Source organism: Pseudomonas sp. GW822-FHT02G04 (genome assembly GCF_058802085.1).
Genome location: NZ_JBXANU010000023.1, coordinates 55,800 through 73,712 on the forward strand (window position 1 = coordinate 55,800; position 17,913 = coordinate 73,712).

The 17,913-nt window shown below is 60.4% G+C and carries 14 protein-coding genes; 10 read left to right on the forward strand and 4 right to left on the reverse strand.

Features of this window, described 5'->3' with window-relative positions:
* Positions 1-43 precede the first annotated feature (43 nt).
* From AC1RO5_RS23950 to phhA, 4 genes are all read right to left on the reverse strand, one after another.
* Positions 44-175, reverse strand: coding sequence for a hypothetical protein (locus tag AC1RO5_RS23950; protein WP_007938543.1), 132 nt, complete (start codon positions 173-175; stop codon positions 44-46).
* A gap of 278 nt (positions 176-453) precedes the next feature.
* On the reverse strand, positions 454-1,647 hold the full coding sequence (locus tag AC1RO5_RS23955) for an amino acid aminotransferase (RefSeq protein ID WP_493178001.1): 1,194 nt from the start codon (positions 1,645-1,647) through the stop codon (positions 454-456).
* A complete protein-coding gene (locus AC1RO5_RS23960) occupies positions 1,647-2,003 on the reverse strand; it encodes a 4a-hydroxytetrahydrobiopterin dehydratase (RefSeq protein WP_007938547.1) in 357 nt (118 codons plus the stop codon). Before AC1RO5_RS23960 ends, AC1RO5_RS23955 begins: the two co-directional genes overlap by 1 nt.
* A 105-nt stretch (positions 2,004-2,108) precedes the next feature.
* Entirely contained in the window at positions 2,109-2,894 is a 786-nt protein-coding gene (phhA, locus tag AC1RO5_RS23965; RefSeq protein ID WP_493178002.1) for a phenylalanine 4-monooxygenase, read from the reverse strand.
* 281 nt (positions 2,895-3,175) lie between these two features.
* Between phhA and AC1RO5_RS23970 the strand changes: the two genes are divergently transcribed.
* The 10 genes from AC1RO5_RS23970 to AC1RO5_RS24015 form a co-directional block, all read left to right on the forward strand.
* Positions 3,176-4,735 (forward strand): sigma-54-dependent transcriptional regulator, encoded by a 1,560-nt coding sequence (locus AC1RO5_RS23970; protein WP_493178003.1) that lies wholly within the window; start codon positions 3,176-3,178, stop codon positions 4,733-4,735.
* 403 nt (positions 4,736-5,138) lie between these two features.
* A complete protein-coding gene (locus AC1RO5_RS23975; RefSeq protein WP_019579543.1) occupies positions 5,139-5,879 on the forward strand; it encodes a flagellar basal body rod protein FlgF in 741 nt (246 codons plus the stop codon).
* A gap of 45 nt (positions 5,880-5,924) precedes the next feature.
* The gene (flgG, locus tag AC1RO5_RS23980; protein ID WP_007938559.1) at positions 5,925-6,710 is read left to right on the forward strand and encodes a flagellar basal-body rod protein FlgG; all 786 of its coding nucleotides are present in this window, start codon (positions 5,925-5,927) and stop codon (positions 6,708-6,710) included.
* A gap of 52 nt (positions 6,711-6,762) precedes the next feature.
* Positions 6,763-7,458, forward strand: coding sequence for a flagellar basal body L-ring protein FlgH (gene flgH / locus AC1RO5_RS23985; protein WP_007938561.1), 696 nt, complete (start codon positions 6,763-6,765; stop codon positions 7,456-7,458).
* A gap of 27 nt (positions 7,459-7,485) precedes the next feature.
* The gene (locus AC1RO5_RS23990; protein ID WP_493178050.1) at positions 7,486-8,574 is read left to right on the forward strand and encodes a flagellar basal body P-ring protein FlgI; all 1,089 of its coding nucleotides are present in this window, start codon (positions 7,486-7,488) and stop codon (positions 8,572-8,574) included.
* Between the two features lie 11 nt (positions 8,575-8,585).
* Positions 8,586-9,884, forward strand: coding sequence for a flagellar assembly peptidoglycan hydrolase FlgJ (flgJ, locus tag AC1RO5_RS23995; protein WP_493178005.1), 1,299 nt, complete (start codon positions 8,586-8,588; stop codon positions 9,882-9,884).
* Between the two features lie 23 nt (positions 9,885-9,907).
* Complete coding sequence (gene flgK, locus AC1RO5_RS24000) at positions 9,908-11,968, forward strand: flagellar hook-associated protein FlgK (protein ID WP_493178007.1); 2,061 nt, start codon at positions 9,908-9,910, stop codon at positions 11,966-11,968.
* Between the two features lie 13 nt (positions 11,969-11,981).
* The gene (locus tag AC1RO5_RS24005) at positions 11,982-13,547 is read left to right on the forward strand and encodes a flagellar hook-associated protein 3 (RefSeq protein ID WP_493178008.1); all 1,566 of its coding nucleotides are present in this window, start codon (positions 11,982-11,984) and stop codon (positions 13,545-13,547) included.
* Positions 13,548-13,642: 95 nt separating this feature from the next.
* Positions 13,643-17,215, forward strand: a complete 3,573-nt coding sequence (locus AC1RO5_RS24010) for a glycosyltransferase (protein WP_493178010.1) — start codon at positions 13,643-13,645, stop codon at positions 17,213-17,215.
* Between the two features lie 204 nt (positions 17,216-17,419).
* A partial coding sequence (locus AC1RO5_RS24015; RefSeq protein WP_493178011.1) for a calcium-binding protein occupies positions 17,420-17,913 on the forward strand: 494 nt, incomplete at its 3' end.

The following is a 17,913-nucleotide window of genomic DNA, read 5'->3' on the forward strand; positions in this document are numbered from 1 at the left end:
GCGCATGTTAGCGCTTTCCACACGGTCTGGCATTGCAGGTGTATCAGTCTTCTCTGTCGGCCTGACGGCGTTCAGGTGCTTCTTTCGGCTCGGGCTGTTGGGCGCCGGCTTGTTGCGTGGTTGTCTGCTCAGTTTCGTGCAGGCTTGGGAAGGGGAGATTAGGGATCTCGTGCATGTTTCGCGCTCCTCGCTAAGTCTGTTGATAGATCTGGTAGATCCGCGCTTTTAAAAAAGCCTGGGCAGGATACAGCAGGAAAAATGACAAATAGACTTTATATCCATTTGTTACGACGGATGGGGTTGTCTAGACAGGTGTGTGTAGGAGCGGGTTGATTGATCGTTCCCACGCTCTGCGTGGGAACGCAGCCCGGGACGCTCCGCGTCCCAACAGCGGACGCAGAGCGTCCAATGAGGCATTCCCACGCGGAGCGTGGGAACAATCAGTGGGAGGGGTTACTTGCAGACGTCAGCGATGGCCTCGGCCAGCAGATCCAGGCGCGTCGCATCAATCCCCGCCACGTTCGCCCGGCCCGAGCTGACCATGTACACGCTGTGATGCTCGCGCAGTTGCTTGACCTGCTCCGGCGACAAACCGGTGTAGGAAAACATCCCGCGTTGCACGCCAATGTGCGCAAACCGCTCGCGCAAGCCGTGGGGTTCAAGCGCTTCGACCAGACCGCTGCGCAGCTGGGCGATGCGCAAACGCATGGCTTCCACTTCGTCGGCCCAGCGGCTTTTCAGCTCTGGATCGCCAAGGATGGTCGCGACCACGGCAGCGCCGTGATCCGGCGGTGTCGACCACAGGTTGCGGGCGATGTTGGCCAGTTGGCTGCGGATGTCCACCAGCTTGTCGGCGGTTTGTGCGCAGACAATCAGCGCACCGGTGCGGTCGCGGTACAGGCCGAAGTTCTTCGAGCAGGAACTGGTGATCAGCACTTCCGGCAACTCGGCGGCGAACAGCCGGGTCGACCAGGCATCTTGCTCCAGGCCATCGCCGAAGCCCTGATAGGCGAAGTCGATCAGCGGCAGCAAGTCGCGACTGCGCACCACGTCCAGCACTCGGCGCCAATCGTCATGGGACAGGTCGAAACCGGTCGGGTTGTGGCAGCAGGCGTGTAGCAGCACCACATCGCCCTTCGGTGCTTGATTGAGCACCGCGAGCATCGCTTCGACATCGAGGCGGTTATCGCTGCCCACGTACGGGTAGTGACTGACCTTGACCCCGGCCGTCGCGAAAATGGTTTCGTGGATCGGCCAGGTCGGACTGCTCAGCCACACGCCACGGCCCGGCAGGCATTGGGCGATGAAGTCGGCGCTCAAGCGCAGCGCGCCGGTGCCGCCCGGTGTTTGAGTGGCGCCGGCCCGTTGCTCGGCGATCAGCGCCGAATCGGCACCCAGCACAAGCTCATTGATGACTTTGCCGAACGCTGCATCGCCGTGGCCGCCGATGTAAGTCTTGGTGGCCTGGCGATCCACCAGGCGCTGCTCGGCAAGCTTCACCGCTTCAAGGATGGGCGTCAGGCCCTGGGCGTCTTTATATACCCCCACACCCAAGTCGAATTTGCGCGGGTTGGGGTCCTGCGCATAGGCCTCCATCAGGCCGAGAATCGGGTCGCCGGGTACTCGGCCGATGGCGTCGAAATGCATTATTTGCGGCCCTCGGCGTCTTTAGCCACTTCGTCAGTGCGCGCGGCCATGATGAAGTCGTTGCGGTGCAGGCCCTTGATGGAGTGGCTCCACCAGGTCACGGTGACTTTGCCCCACTCGGTCAACAGGCCCGGGTGGTGACCTTCGGCCTCGGAGATTTCGCCAACGGCATTGGTGAACGCCAGCGCGTGCTTGAAGTTTTTGAACAGGAAAACTTTTTCCAGCTGCATCACGCTGTCGCGGACTTCGATGTTCCAGTCAGGGATCTGCTTGATCAGGATCGGCAGTTCTTCGTCGCTGACCTGAGGGGCATCGGCGCGGCAGGCTTCGCAATGGGCTTGGTTCAATGTGGACATGATGTGTTCCTGAAATCGAGTGTTTTGAAAAACGGTCGTCAGTGGGACCACGCTAAAGCAAAGCGGCGATCCGTAACAGACTCACTTGATGCCAAAAGGCGCGGGTCACGCAGCTTTTGGCGGAAATTTCGGTGCGTGCAACCCAAGCTGCATGCCTTGTTTGACCATGCCCATGATGTCTTCGTGGGCCAGATCGAACAGGCGCTTGAGGTTCGGCAGGACAAAGTACAGCGGTTGCAGAATGTCGATGCGGTACGGCGTGCGCATGCATTCCAGCGGGTCGAAGGCCTGATGCTCAGGTGCGTCCGACAGGGCGTAAACAGTTTCTTTCGGCGAGGACAGAATGCCGCCGCCATAGATGCGCAGGCCTTGCGGCGTATCGACCAGGCCGAACTCGATGGTCATCCAGTACAGGCGCGCCAGGTACACGCGTTCTTCCTTGGAAGCCTGTAGGCCGAGTTTGCCGTAGGTGCGGGTGAATTCGGCGAACCAGGGGTTGGTCAGCAGCGGGCAGTGGCCGAAGATCTCGTGGAAAATGTCCGGCTCTTGCAGGTAATCCAGCTCTTCGCGGGTACGAATAAAGGTCGCTACCGGAAACTGCTTGTTCGCCAGCAATTCGAAAAAGGTCTGGAAGGGAATCAGCGCGGGCACTCGGGCAACTTGCCAGCCGGTGGTTTCACCGAGGACTTTGTTGATTTCGCCGAGTTGCGGAATGCGGTCGTGGGGCAGACCGAGTTTTTCGATACCGTCCAGGTATTCCTGGCACGCACGACCCTCGACCACTTTCAGTTGGCGAGTGATCAGCGTATTCCACACCGCGTGTTCTTCAGCGGGGTAGTCGATAAAACCTTGCGCATCGGGCTCGCGAGCCACGTATTGCGTCTGCTTCATACTGCTCTCCTGCTAGGGGATACGTTCTTGTTTTATGTCCTGCTCTGGAATTAGAGATACGCCAAGGTGTGCGACTTTGCAGCAGGTGATCCGCGCCTTGTGTAGGAAAAGTCCATGCTTTTCGTAAAGTATTCGTTACGGTTTTGCTGCTGTGGCGTAAGTATTGATATTTCCGTGTTTGAAATGGATCGCGGGTGTCACATAATCTTGACGACTAACTTGGCGTTCGCGCAGAAATTTCCTTGCGTCGGGCCTCGATCACCCCTGTTACGGGCCTTTATATGCGTATCAAAGTTCACTGCCAGAACCGCATCGGTATCCTGCGCGACATTCTCAACCTGTTGGTCGAGTACGGGATCAACGTCGCTCGCGGCGAAGTGGGCGGTGAGCATGGCAATGCGATCTATCTGCACTGTCCGAACCTGATCAACATTCAGTTCCAGGCGTTGCGGCCGAAGTTCGAGGCGATTGGCGGGGTATTCGGCGTCAAGCGTGTAGGGCTGATGCCCAGCGAGCGTCGGCACATGGAACTCAATGCCTTGCTCGGCGCCCTGGAGTTTCCGGTGCTGTCGATCGACATGGGCGGCTCCATCGTCGCGGCCAACCGTGCGGCGGCGCAGTTGCTCGGGGTGCGGGTGGATGAGGTGCCGGGGATTCCGCTGTCGCGGTATGCCGAAGACTTCGATTTGCCGGAACTGGTGCGCGCCAACAAGTCGCGGATCAACGGCTTGCGGGTGAAGGTCAAGGGTGACGTGTTTCTTGCCGACATCGCGCCGCTGCAATCGGAGCATGACGAAAGCGAAGCCATGGCCGGGGCGGTGTTGACGCTGCACCGCGCGGATCGGGTGGGTGAGCGCATCTATAACGTGCGCAAGCAGGAGTTGCGCGGCTTCGACAGCATTTTCCAAAGCTCGAAAGTGATGGCGGCGGTGGTTCGCGAAGCGCGGCGCATGGCACCACTGGATGCCCCGCTATTGATCGAAGGCGAAACCGGCACCGGCAAAGAGTTGTTGGCGCGGGCCTGTCACCTGGCGAGCCCGCGTGGGCAGTCGCCGCTGATGGCGCTCAACTGCGCCGGCCTGCCGGAGTCCATGGCCGAGACCGAATTGTTCGGCTACGGCCCCGGCGCCTTTGAAGGGGCGCGGGCCGAAGGCAAGCTCGGGCTCCTGGAGCTGACCGCGGGCGGCACGTTGTTTCTCGATGGCGTCGGCGAAATGAGCCCGCGCTTGCAGGTGAAATTGCTGCGCTTTCTGCAGGACGGTTGCTTCCGTCGTGTCGGCAGCGATGAAGAGGTTTATCTGGATGTGCGGGTAATCTGCGCGACTCAGGTGGACTTGTCCGAGCTGTGTGCTCGCGGTGAATTTCGTCAGGACTTGTACCACCGCTTGAACGTGCTCTCGCTGCACATCCCGCCACTGCGCGAATGCCTCGACGGACTAGCACCGCTGGTGGAGCACTTCCTCGATCAGGCCAGTCGACAGATCGGTTGCCCGCTGCCGAAACTGGCACCGGCGGCGATGGAGCGGCTCGGTCATTATCACTGGCCGGGTAACGTGCGGCAGTTGGAAAACGTGCTGTTTCAGGCGGTCTCCCTGTGTGAGGGTGGCACCGTCAAAGCCGAGCACATTCGTCTGCCGGACTACGGCGTGCGTCAGCCGCTTGGCGATTTCTCCCTCGAGGGCGGGCTGGACGAGATTGTCGGGCGCTTCGAGAAAGCCGTGCTGGAACGCTTGTATTCCGAGCACCCGAGCAGTCGGCAACTGGGCAAGCGGTTGGGGGTTTCCCATACCACCATTGCCAATAAGTTGCGCGAGTATGAGGTCGGCAAAGAGCCCGGCTGACTGATCGTTCCCACGCTCTGCGTGGGAATGCAGCCCGGGACGCTCTGCGTCCCATAAGCGGACGCGGAGCGTCCATTGAGGCATTCCCACGCGGAGCGTGGGAACGATCAACCGAATTATTGCAGGCAGATCGCGCAGGCAGGTTTTGCGGCCGCTTCGCGCCCGAGCGGGAGCAAGCTCCCTCGCCACAGGGGAACGATCAGCGTCCAGGCTGATCCTTGCCTCTTGGCGGCATAACACCGCCGGTTTTTCGTCTTCGATACATTCCCCCAATCCCCTCTAAACCCCTCAAGTCCTTTGTTTGCCGGGCCTGGCGCCGCCAGAAAAAAGTTGGTCTGCAAATTGCTTATGGCTCAGCAGTACAGCGGTGGGCGGCAAACGTCCGGCATGCAGAGGAAAGAGTGTGGACAAGTACCTTTATGTGGCAATGACCGGCGCCAGCCAGAATGCACTGGCGCAGAAGGCTCATGCCAACAACCTGGCGAACATCTCTACCAATGGTTTTCAGAAGGACCTGGAGCAGGCCCGTTCGATGCCGGTGTTTGGTGACAGCTTTCCGGCGCGTGCGTTTGCCATGAGCGAACGTCCGGCCACCGACTTCTCCCCGGGCGCACTGGTGCAAACCGGTCGCGACCTCGATGTCGCGGTGCAAGGCAACGGCTGGATCGCCGTGCAAAACCCCGATGGCGGTGAAAGCTACGTGCGCACCGGCAGCCTGAATGTCGACGCGCTGGGTGTACTGCGCGCCGGCAACGGCATGCCGGTGATGGGCAATGGCGGGCCGATTGCCGTGCCGCCCGAGCAGCAGATCGAAGTCGGCGAAGACGGCACCGTCAGCATCCGCGCGATGGGCGAAGGCCCGCGTGTGATGGCCGAAGTCGACCGCATCAAGCTGGTCAACCCGGACTTCAAGAACATGACCAAAGGCCTGGATGGTTCGATCCACACCAAGGACGGCAAGCCGGCGCAAGCCGATGCCGGCGTCAAACTGGTGTCCGGGTTCCTCGAGTCGAGCAACGTCAATGCCGTGGAAGAAATGACTTCGGTACTGGCGCTGGCCAAGCAGTTCGAGCTGCACATCAAGATGATGAACACCGCCAAAGACGATGACCAGGCCATGGCTCGGGTCTTGCAGATCAGCTAATTATCAGAACGTCGCGCCGTAAAACAGGCGCACGAGGAGAATCGAATGCTTCCGGCTCTATGGGTTGCCAAAACAGGTCTGTCCGCCCAGGACACCAACCTCACCACCATTTCCAACAACCTGGCGAACGTATCGACCACGGGTTTCAAACGTGACCGCGCCGAGTTCCAGGACTTGCTGTATCAGATCAAACGCCAGCCAGGCGCCCAGTCGACCCAGGACAGCGAACTGCCGTCGGGTCTGCAAGTGGGTACCGGTGTGCGCATCGTCGGCACCCAGAAAAACTTCACTGCCGGCAGCCTGCAAACCACCGAGCAGCCGTTGGACATGGCCATCGATGGTCGCGGTTTCTTCCAGATTCTGCAGCCCGATGGCACCACGTCCTACACCCGTGACGGTACCTTCCACCTGGATTCCAACGGCCAGATCGTCAACGCCAGCGGCTTTGCCCTGGAGCCGGCCATTGTCATTCCGAACAACGCCCAGACGTTCACCGTTGGCCGTGACGGCACCGTGTCCATCACTGTTGCCGGCAGCCCGGCCGCCCAAGTGATCGGCAACCTGCAAACCGCCGACTTCATCAACCCGGCTGGTCTGCAAGCCGTGGGCAACAACCTGTTCCTGGAAACCGCTGCCAGTGGCGCGCCGCAAGTCGGCACCCCGGGCCTTGCCGGTTTTGGCACCACGCTGCAGAACACTCTGGAAACGTCCAACGTCAGCACCGTTGAAGAGATGGTCAACATGATCACCACTCAGCGCGCCTACGAGATGAACTCCAAAGTGATCTCCACCGCCGACCAGATGCTCTCGTTCGTAACGCAGAATCTGTAATCAAGTCTATGAGGCGGCCATGAGGTCGCCTGCAACACCGTGAGGTAGGGTCATGAATCGCTTTGTATCTGTTCTGGCACTGAGTGGGGTCGCCGCGCTGGCGGGGTGCGTCGGTCCGACGCCCAAGCCCAATGACCCTTACTACGCCCCGGTGTTGCCGCGCACGCCGCTGCCGGCTGCCGCCAATAACGGCTCGATCTACCAGGCCGGTTTCGAACAGAACCTGTACAGCGACCGCAAGGCGTTCCGGGTCGGTGACATCATCACCATCACCCTGAACGAGCGTACCCAGGCGAGCAAGAACGCCAACTCGCAGATCGACAAGACCAGCGACACCAGCGTCGGCCTGACCTCGTTGTTCGGCTCCAGCCTGACCACCAACAACCCGATCGGTGGTAACGACTTGAGCCTGAACGCCGGCTACAAAGCTGATCGCGCAAGCAAAGGCGACAGCAAGACCGGCCAAAGCAACAGCCTGACCGGTTCGATCACTGTGACCGTTGCCGACGTGTTGCCCAACGGCATCATCGCTGTGCGCGGCGAGAAGTGGCTGACACTCAACACCGGTGATGAACTGGTACGGATTGCCGGCCTTGTTCGTGCCGATGACATCGCCACCGATAACACCGTGTCGTCGACCCGCGTCGCCGATGCACGTATCACCTATTCGGGCACCGGTGCGTTTGCCGATGCGAGTCAGCCAGGCTGGTTCGACCGTTTCTTCCTCAGCCCGCTGTTCCCTTTCTAGGTGGCTACGTTGAATCTGAAAAGCCTTATGGTGGGCGTCCTGTTGCTGACGGCGGCCTTCGATGCTCAAGCCGAACGGCTGAAGGACATCGCCAGTATTTCCGGCGTGCGTTCCAACCAATTGATCGGCTATGGCCTGGTGGTCGGGCTTAACGGCACCGGTGACCAGACGACCCAGACCCCGTTCACTCTGCAGACCTTCAACAACATGCTCTCGCAATTCGGCATCAAGGTGCCGGCAGGTTCCGGCAACGTGCAATTGAAGAACGTCGCGGCCGTGTCGATCAGCGCCGATTTGCCAGCGTTCGCCAAGCCGGGTCAGCAGATAGATATCACCGTAGCGTCCATCGGTAACTCCAAGAGCCTGCGCGGCGGCACCTTGCTGTTGACGCCGCTCAAAGGTATCGATGGCAACGTCTACGCCGTCGCTCAGGGCAACCTGGTGGTCGGCGGTTTCGATGCCGAAGGTCGTGACGGTTCGAAGATCACCGTCAACGTTCCGTCGGCCGGTCGCATCCCCGGCGGTGCGTCGGTCGAGCGTGCAGTGCCGAGCGGTTTCAATCAGGGCAACAGCCTGACCCTGAACCTCAACCGTTCGGACTTCACCACGGCCAAGCGCATCGTCGACAAGATCAACGACATGCTTGGTCCTGGCGTTGCTCAGGCCATCGACGGTGGCTCGATCCGCGTGACCGCGCCACTCGATCCGAGCCAGCGGGTCGACTATTTGTCGATCCTCGAAAACCTCGAAGTCGATCCGGGTCAGGCGGTGGCGAAAGTTATCATCAACTCGCGCACCGGCACTATCGTGATTGGCCAGAACGTCAAGGTTTCCCCGGCCGCCGTGACCCACGGCAGCCTGACCGTAACCATCACCGAAGACCCGATCGTCAGCCAGCCCGGCCCTCTGTCCAACGGGCAGACGGCGGTCGTGCCGCGCTCGCGGGTCAACGCTCAGCAAGAAGCCAAGCCGATGTTCAAGTTCGGCCCGGGCACCACCCTCGACGAAATCGTTCGTGCGGTGAACCAGGTCGGCGCGGCGCCGGGTGACTTGATGGCGATCCTCGAAGCGCTGAAACAGGCCGGCGCGTTGCAAGCCGACCTGATCGTGATCTGAGGACGGCGATCATGGATATGCGCAAAAGCGGTCTGGTCAGCAGCAGTGATTCGGGTTCCTACTCGGACCTGAATCGTTTGAATCAGCTCAAGGTCGGCGACAAGAACAGCGATGCGAACATGCGCAAAGTGGCGCAGGAATTCGAGTCGCTGTTCCTCGGTGAAATGCTCAAGTCCATGCGCTCGGCCACCGAAGCGCTGGGCCAGGACAATCCGCTCAACACGCCGGCGGCCAAGCAATACCAGGAAATGTACGACCAGCAGTTGGCCGTTTCCCTGTCCCGCGAAGGCGGCGGTATCGGCTTGGCTGACGTGCTGATGCGCCAGATGTCGAAGAACAAACCGTTGGCGCCGGGCGAGGCCGCGGCAGCGTCTGCCGCCAAGCAAGCCGCCGCGAAGGCCGCCGTGGAAACACCGATTGCCGCCGGTACGGTCGCGACCAACGGGCCGCTGTCGCGCCTCAACGGCGAGCGCCCATTGTGGGCGTCGCGCGCGGTGAAGGTGCCGGCAGGCGCGGGCGAGGGCGCACACCGCAACGACATGGCGCTGATCAATCAGCGACGTCTGGCACTGCCACCGAAACTGGCCGACCGTTTGCTCGCAGGGTTGGTGCCATCTGCATCGACCACGGCGACGACCGCCTCCGCAGCGCAGAACAAAATCCAGGTGCCGCCGAGCACCACGGCCGGTTCCGGCCCGCTGTACAACGGCGACTGGCTGGCTTCGCAAACGGATACGACCTCCAGTGGGCGCCTGCAGATTTATGGGCGTGCCATGGCTCAAATCCCCCTGGCACCGGCGAAAAAAGCCTTCAGCTCCGCCGACGAATTCGTCAACACCATGCTGCCGATGGCCAAAGAAGCCGCCGACCGTATCGGTGTCGATCCGCGTTATCTGGTGGCTCAGGCCGCCCTGGAAACCGGTTGGGGTAAATCGGTCATGCGCGCCCAGGATGGCAGCAGTAGCCACAACCTGTTCGGGATCAAGGCCAGCGGTAACTGGAAGGGCGATTCGGCGCGGGCGATCACCAGCGAATTCAGAAATGGCCAGATGGTCAAGGAGACGGCCGAGTTCCGTTCCTACGCCTCTTACAAGGACAGCTTCCATGACCTTGTGACGCTGCTGCAAAGCAACAATCGCTATCAAGATGTGCTGAAGTCGGCCGATAACCCAGAACAGTTTGTACGCGAGTTGCAAAAAGCCGGGTATGCAACCGACCCGGATTACGCAAGCAAGATTTCGCAGATAGCCAAGCAGATGACGAGTTACCAAAACTACGCTGCGGCGGGCGCTTCCACTACGCCTTTATAGGCACAAGGCATAAGGTTTGAATCATGAGTTTGCTCAACATCGGGATGTCGGGTTTATCCGCTGGCCAAAGCGCGTTGATGGTTACCGGTAACAACATTGCCAACGCCGACACCGCAGGCTACTCGCGTCAGCAAACCGTGCAGGGCAGCAAGGCCTCGAATCAGTTCGGCAATGTCTACATCGGCACCGGTACAACCCTGGCTGATGTGCGTCGGGTGTACAACAGCTACCTCGATGCGCAACTGCAAACCACTACCTCGCTCAACAGTGACTCGGCGGCCTACGCCGGGCAGATCAGCCCGCTCGATGCGTTGCTGTCGGACAGCGGCACTGGCCTTAATGGCGCCCTGACCAAGTTCTTCGCCTCGGTACAGAACGTCAACGCCAAACCCGGCGACGATGCTTCCCGCCAACTGCTGCTCAGCGATGCGCAAGCCCTGAGCAACCGGTTCAACTCGATCTCCAGCCAGTTGACCACGCAGAACGCGAACATCAACGGCAACCTGGCGGACATGGCCGATCAGGTCAACAAACTGGCGGCCACCGTGGCCCAGTTGAACCAGAAGATCTCCGAAGTTTCCAACGCCGGCGGCCAGCCCAACGACTTGCTCGACGCGCGCAACGAGACCGTGCGCCAGTTGTCCACCTTCACCGGTGCGCAAGTGCTCGAGCGTGACGGTAACCTCGACATTTACCTGGGCAGCGGTCAGCCGCTGGTCATGGGCAGCACCGCCAGCAAGCTGGAAGTGGTGCCGAGCAAAGACGATCCGTCGCGTTCGGCCATTCAGCTCAATCGTGGTTCGAGCACCATCGACATCACCTCGGTGATGACCGGTGGGGAAATGGGCGGCTTGCTGCGTTATCGCAGCACCGTGCTGGACCCGGCCATGAACGAGTTGGGGCGTGTGGCGCTGGTCGTCGCCGATCAGATGAACACCGTCCAGGCCCAGGGCATCGACAAGAACGGTGACTTCGGTTCGAACCTGTTCAACAGCATCAACACTGCCGCGCAAATGGCTCAGCGCAGCGTTGCCACGGTCGGCAATAGCGCCGGCTCAGGCAACTTCGACGTGAGCATCGAGGACAGCGGCAAGCTGACCATCAACGATTACAAGGTCACCTTCACCAGCGCCACCAACTACACCGTGCAGCGTCTGCCTGAAGGCACCGCCATGGGCGCGTTCAGCACGCTGACCACGCCACCTCCGGTGATCGATGGCTTCTCCATGACACTTTCCGGTGGCACCGCAGCCGCCGGCGACACGTTCAAGATCACCCCGACCCGCAACGCAGCGACCAACATCAAGACCGAGATGACCGACTCCAAACGTCTGGCCATCGCGGCACCGTTGGGCGCGGCAATTGCTGCGGGCGGCAGCGGCACATTGACGATTCCGGCCAGCGGCCAACCGACCCTGACCACCAAGTTCGATATCTACGACACGGCGACCACCACCACGATCCAGAACGGCCTGAAGACTTCGACGCCGGTCAAAATCGTATTTGGTGCGGCCGGTGGTACGACTCAGACTTATCAAATGCTCGATGCCCAAGGCAACTCGCTCAGCAGCGGCACCATCGTGCCGGGCCAGAACAATACGCTGAGCCTGACCATTCCGCTGGTCGACGGCACCGGTGCCGCGATCAATGATCCGGGACCGCCCATCGTGCAGCGCACTGTGTCGTTTGACATGACTGTGGCCGGTTCGCCAGGTAACGGCACCGCGATCAACGTATCGCTCAGCCAGCCAGGCACGCTGGACAACCGCAACGGCACTACACTGGCCGGCCTGCAGACCAAGCAGACCGTGGATACCGGTTCGGCCAGTAAAGGCATTTCCTTGACCGACGCCTACGGCAAATTGGTCGAAGGCGTCGGCGCCAAAGCTGCGCAAGGCAAGCTCGACAGCGCCGCCACTGAGGCGATTCTGGCCAACGCCAAGGGCGCTCGCGACTCGTTGTCCGGTGTCGACCTCGATGAGGAAACCGGCAACCTGGTCAAGTATCAGCAGTACTACACCGCGTCTTCGCAGATCATCAAGGCTGCGCAGGAAATCTTCAGCACACTGATCAACAGTCTTTAAGGAGTCGTAGCCCATGCGCATTTCTACCGCCCAGTTTTACGAGTCCTCTGCTGCCAACTATCAGAAGAACTTTTCCAACGTGGTCAAGAGCAGCGAAGAGGCCAGCAGCCTGGTTCGCGTGAATACCGCGGCGGATGATCCGGTCGGCGCTTCGCGTCTGCTGCAATTGGGTCAGCAGGCTTCGATGCTTGATCAATACGAGGCCAACGCCACCACTATCAAGGCGACCCTGGGGACCACCGAAGCGGTGATGACCAGCATCGGCAACGTATTGCAGCGCGCCAAGGAACTGGCCGTCAGCGCCGGTAACGCCGGGTACACGGATGCCGACCGTCAGGCCAATGCCTCGGAGCTGGGGCAGATCGAAGAGCAATTGCTGAGCCTGATGAACAGCAAGGACGAGAACGGCAAATACATCTTCGCCGGCTCCAAGGGCGATACCGTGCCGTTCACGCGTAACAACGACGGAACCTACAGCTACAACGGTGACCAGGTGACGCTGGACCTGGCGATTGGCGACACCATGTCGATGGCCACAAACAGCACCGGTTGGGATGCGTTCCAGCAGGCGATCAACACCAGCCGCAGCCAGGTCACCATGACCGCGCCGGCGGTGGATGATGGTCGCGTGACCCTGTCCAATGGCCAGGTGTCGTCGGGCGTTACCTACAACAGCAAGTTCCGCAGTGGCGAGCCGTATACCGTGGACTTCGTCAGCGGCACCCAGCTGAAAATCACTGATTCGCTCGGCAACGACGTCACCGCCGAAGCCAGCCAGGGCGGTGCATTCGATCCTGCCAGCAAGGTGGGCCAGGCCGTCACTTTCCGCGGCGTCGAGCTGACTCTGAACATCAATCTGAGCGCCGGTGATACGGCGGCTACCGTGCTGCCTGGTCACACCTTTACCCTGGCGGCCAAACCGGACACCTTCACCGCAACCGGTAGCCCGGGCAACCCTTCGACGGCGCAGGTCACCGCCAGCAGTATCACCAACCCGGTGGCTTACCACGCCAGTTTTCCTAACGGTTCGGCGATCCTGAAATTCACCAGTGCCACCGCTTTTGAACTGTACGCAGCGCCTTTGACGGCCAGCAGCAGGCCAGTGTCTACCGGTACGATGGCCGGCAGCGTCGCCACTGCATCGGGTGTGAGCTTCACCTTGGCCGGTACGCCGGCTACCAACGATCAGTTCAGCGTCGAAGTCAACACTCACGAAACCCAGAACATTCTGGACACCGTGAGCCAGTTGAAAACCGCGCTGAATACACCAACCAACGGCAACCCGATCGCCACTCAGAAACTGCAAGCGTCACTGGCTTCGGGTATTGCCAACCTGGCCAGCGGCACCGATCAGTTGTCCAGTGCTTTGAGTTCTGTCGGTGGGCGCGGTGCTGCCCTGGAGACCCAGAGCGATACCAACCAGAGCCTGAAGCTGGCCAATGCCCAGACCCAATCGTCGATCCGCGATTCCGATCCGGCTGAAGTAATGACCCGTCTGACCTTGCAACAAACCATGTTGCAGGCCTCGCAACTGGCCTTTAGCAAGATTGCTCAGCTGGGCCTGTTCAACAAGGTCTGAGTCAGCGCCCGTCGAGCTGCCAACCGTCTTTTTCTAAGCGGTTCCAGGGCCTCTGCCTGAAAGGGTAGAGGCCCGCCGCTCGAGAGTTTCCCGCCGTGAATCAACGCCCCCTCGTCAGCATCGTTATCCCTGCCTTCAACCCGCGCTTCTTCAGTCAGGCATTGGAAAGTGCACTCGCCCAGACCTACGAGCACGTCGAAATCGTCATCTGTGACGATTCGCCCGGCGACGAGATCCGCGACATTGCCGATGCCTTCGTCGAGCCGTCTCACCCAATTCGCTACCTGCGTAATCCGCAACGTCTGGGGTTGCAGAAAAATGTGCTGCGCTGCGTAGAAGAAGCCCGTGGCGAATTGATCAAAGTGCTGTGCGATGACGACCGCCTGTTTGCACCGAGCGTTGCATTGCAGGCGCAGGTGTTGATCGACCACGCGGATGTGAATGTGGTGTTTGCCCTGCGGATGCTCAGCGATGCCGGTAATTTCATCCTGCCGCCGCGGGTCGACAACTGCCGGTTCTCGCCGAACGATGCATTGCTCAAAGGCGATGACATGCTGGCGATCTTCGAAGGCACACCGAAGAATTTCCTCGGCAACTTCAGTTCGACCCTGATGCGTCGCGCCGATGTGCTGGAGCTGTTGCCGGCCCTGATTCAGGAAGGCGCCGGTTTCGTTGCCATGCTCGATTTCGCTTTGTTTGTGTGCTTGATGCGTCGCGGTAACCTGGTGTCCCTGAACACTGTACTGAGCACCGAACGCTTGTACCCTGAGCGGTTGAGCAAAACCCCGGAGATGGTCAAGGCTGCCGTTGTGGAGTGGAACTGGCTTTCGCAGATGCTGGCGGCGCGCAGCGGTGAGTCGGCTCCGGCGTCGGGTTGGGTGCGCTACATCGACCTGAACAAAATCGCCGAGCAGCCCCACGCCTGGGAAGAGTTGTGCGTGGTGCGCATTCTGGGCAACCGTAACACGGTGGTGAATGGCCGGGTGGGTGGGGAGAGCGAAAGCTACTCCGATTTTTATCGCGAATGGCTGGCGATCCGCAGGTTCTCCGATGTCGAGCAGCGGCTGTTGCCACAACGCATCGACAGCTGGACGTTTCGTCCGCAGATCGTGCCGATCGTGATTGATAGTGGCGCCGACAGTGCTGCGCTGAACACTACATTGCAAAGCATCAGTCGTCAGCTTTACACGCCGCAAGCGATATTGGCGCTCTCCGATGCATCCCGCGTCGCCGACGATCGCGTGGTGCAGTTGCCGTTCCAGGCGGATTGGGCGCAACAGCTCAACGCGGTGGTGCCGCAGCTGGAAGGCGCTCACTGGTTCTGCCTGCTGCGGGCCGGCGACACCTTGCGCGAGTCGGCTCTGCTGGTCCTGGCAGAACGCATTGCGGGTTCGCCGGGCATCCTTTGTGCCTACAGCGACGAGGGCGCGTTGGTCGATGGCGACTCGACCGACCCGGTGTTCAAACCCGATTTCAACCTCGACCTGATGCGCGCCTATCCCTATGTCGGCCGAACCCTGGCCTTCGAACGTCAACGCTTCATGGCTCTGGGCGGTTTCGATCCGACTCACGGTGAGCTGGCGCCGCACGATCTGTTATGGCGTCTGGTGGAAGAGGCCGGGCCGCAGACCATCGAACACATTGCCGAGATTCAGGTGGAGTCGAGCCAGACCTTCGCCAACTGGTTGTCGTTGCCCGAAGTGATCGAGAGCAACGCCGGCATGGTCGGCGCACACCTGGATCGTATTGCTGTGGCGCACGCGATCCGGCAGGAAGCATTGCCGTTGATCAACCGCATCGACTATCGCCATGCAGCGCGTCCGCTGGTGTCGATCATCATCCAGACCGGCGATTCTCTGCACGCGTTGCAGCGTTGCATTGAAAGCTTGATCGAGCGCACGGCTTACACCCAATACGAAATCCTGATCGTCGACAGCGGCACTGACGACCCGGCGATGCTTGACTGGCTGGCCGCCATGGCGCAACTGGGCGCGGCGATGCTGCGGGTGTTGCGTTACGCCGGTGACGCCAACGACGCGGCGATCCGCAATTTCGCCGCGAGCCTGGCCCATGGCGAGTACTTGTTGCTCCTCAGTGCGCAGACCGTAATCTGTGACAGCGATTGGCTGGATGAGTTGCTCAATCACGCCCAGCGTCCCGAAGTGGGTGTGGTCGGTGCCCGCATCCTCAGTCCCGAGGGTTCGATCGTCAGTGCCGGGTTGATTCTTGGCCTGGCGGGGCCGGTTGGTTCACCGTTTTATGGTGAGGCAGCCGGTTCTCGCGGTTACATGCAGCGTTTGCACGTGACGCAGAACTGGAGTGCGGTGAGCAATCACTGCCTGATGGTGCGCAAGCAAGTGTTCGATGACCTCGAGCAGTTCGATGAGGCGACCTTTACCCAAGGCCTCAGCGATGTCGACTTGTGTTTGCGGGCGAACAAGGACGGCTACCTAGTGGTCTGGACGCCTTACGCCAGTGTGGTGTGGATGCCGCATGAGGTATCGCCGGCACAGCCTTCGACACTGGCGTTGCGCGAGCTTGAACAGGAAGCTTTCTATCGCAAATGGTTGCCGACGATCGCCAAGGATCCGGCCTACAGCCCGGCGCTGAGTCTCGGGATTTCCAGTTTCAGCCTGGAGCCGTCGCTGCGCAATAACTGGAATCCGTTCTGTTCTCGCGCTTTGCCGTTGATTCTCGGTCTGCCGGTCAACAGCACTGCCGTCGGCCACTACCGAGTGACCGCGCCACTGGCAGAGCTCGAAGCGGCCGGGCGCGTGATCGCGCGGGTGGCCTACGAGTCGCCGTCGACCGTGGAGATCGAGCGTCTGTCTCCGGACACGATCATCTTGCAAGGGCGTTACAGCGAAGGCGCCGCGGGCGACATTTTGCGGATGAAAAAGTATTCCAGTGCACTACGGATTTTCGAACTCGACGACTACATCATCAGTGCGCCGAAGAAAAACACCCACGCCCGCAACAAACCGGTCAACACCGAGCAATTGCTGCGTGAAGGCATTGGCCTGTGCGACCGGGTAGTGGTTACCACTCAACCGCTGGCCGATGCCTTGTCGAGCATGCACAGCGAGATCCGCGTGGTGCCGAACATGCTGTCGCCGGCCCCATGGGCGACGCTCACCAGTCGTCGTCGCACCTCCAGCAAACCGCGTGTCGGCTGGGGTGGGGGCACCAGCCACACCGGTGACCTGGAGATCATTGCCGAGGTTGTGCGCGAACTGGCGAACGAAGTCGAGTGGGTGTTCTTCGGCATGTGTCCCGACGCTTTGCGCCCGTATGTTCACGAGTTTCACTCCACCATCGGCTTGCAGGGCTACCCGTTCAAACTGGCGAGCCTGAACCTCGACCTGGCGCTGGCACCGTTGGAGTTCCACATCTTCAACGACTGCAAAAGCAACCTGCGCCTGCTGGAATATGGTGCCTGTGGTTACCCGGTGATCTGCACCGATACCGAGGCCTATCGCGGCCACTTGCCGTGCACCAAGGTCTATAGCAACAGCACCGACGAATGGCTGCAGGCGATCCGCATGCACCTGGCCGACCCGGACGCCAGCTACCGCATGGGTGATGAGCTGAAGGAGGCGGTGCACCGCGATTTCATGTTGCGTGGCGACAACCTGAATCACTGGTTGTGGGGCTGGTTGCCGGACTGATTGGTTTCGACCCATCCCTTGAAAACAGGCGACTTTATGTCGCCTGTTTTTGTTTTATTTCAAGGTGATTTTTCTTCTCCAGTTCGAGTTGGATCTGCCGAAGCATCGGGATAAACATTTATTGAAATGAGGATGTGACGACGCTCGTCGGGCGCCGTTTTCTGTAGGTATCTGGTTCAACAACATGGCAAGGAAGAAGTCGCAATGGCAGTGATAAACGGGACAAACGGCGTGGATACGCTGACAGGTACCAGTGGGGATGATGAGATCTATGCCTTGGGTGGCAATGATGTGATCAAAGGGAGTGCCGGTGCGGACAAGCTGGATGGCGGCACCGGTACCGATACCGTGGACTATTCGACGTCGGCTGCTGCTGTGAACGTTGATATTCGTACCGGCGGTGGGCTCCCCGGAGTTGGTGGTGACGCGCAAGGCGACACCCTGGTCAACATCGAAAAGGTCATTGGTACGGGGTTCAACGACACGTTCAACGTTGACCTGAGCACCGTGACCCTTGACGGGGGGGCGGGTGATGATGTCTACATCATCAACGGTTCTGGCGGCACGATCATCGAGCAGGTGGGTGGGGGGAACGACGAGATCCGTACCAGCTACGCCACTTTCTCCATGGCGGCCAACGTTGAGCGCCTGACGTATACCGGGGCGGCAGCCTTTACCGGTTACGGCAACGCCAGCGA

Excerpts from the sequence above, each read along its gene's own strand:
- AC1RO5_RS23960 (WP_007938547.1), bottom strand. The coding sequence starts at position 2,003 with ATGTCCACATTGAACCAAGCCCATTGCGAAGCCTGCCGCGCCGATGCC.
- flgH (WP_007938561.1), top strand. The coding sequence starts at position 6,763 with ATGAATCGCTTTGTATCTGTTCTGGCACTGAGTGGGGTCGCCGCGCTG.
- AC1RO5_RS23950 (WP_007938543.1), bottom strand. The coding sequence starts at position 175 with ATGCACGAGATCCCTAATCTCCCCTTCCCAAGCCTGCACGAAACTGAG.
- AC1RO5_RS23970 (WP_493178003.1), top strand. The coding sequence starts at position 3,176 with ATGCGTATCAAAGTTCACTGCCAGAACCGCATCGGTATCCTGCGCGAC.
- AC1RO5_RS23955 (WP_493178001.1), bottom strand. The coding sequence starts at position 1,647 with ATGCATTTCGACGCCATCGGCCGAGTACCCGGCGACCCGATTCTCGGC.
- flgJ (WP_493178005.1), top strand. The coding sequence starts at position 8,586 with ATGGATATGCGCAAAAGCGGTCTGGTCAGCAGCAGTGATTCGGGTTCC.
- flgG (WP_007938559.1), top strand. The coding sequence starts at position 5,925 with ATGCTTCCGGCTCTATGGGTTGCCAAAACAGGTCTGTCCGCCCAGGAC.
- phhA (WP_493178002.1), bottom strand. The coding sequence starts at position 2,894 with ATGAAGCAGACGCAATACGTGGCTCGCGAGCCCGATGCGCAAGGTTTT.
- AC1RO5_RS24005 (WP_493178008.1), top strand. The coding sequence starts at position 11,982 with ATGCGCATTTCTACCGCCCAGTTTTACGAGTCCTCTGCTGCCAACTAT.
- AC1RO5_RS23990 (WP_493178050.1), top strand. The coding sequence starts at position 7,486 with ATGGTGGGCGTCCTGTTGCTGACGGCGGCCTTCGATGCTCAAGCCGAA.
- flgK (WP_493178007.1), top strand. The coding sequence starts at position 9,908 with ATGAGTTTGCTCAACATCGGGATGTCGGGTTTATCCGCTGGCCAAAGC.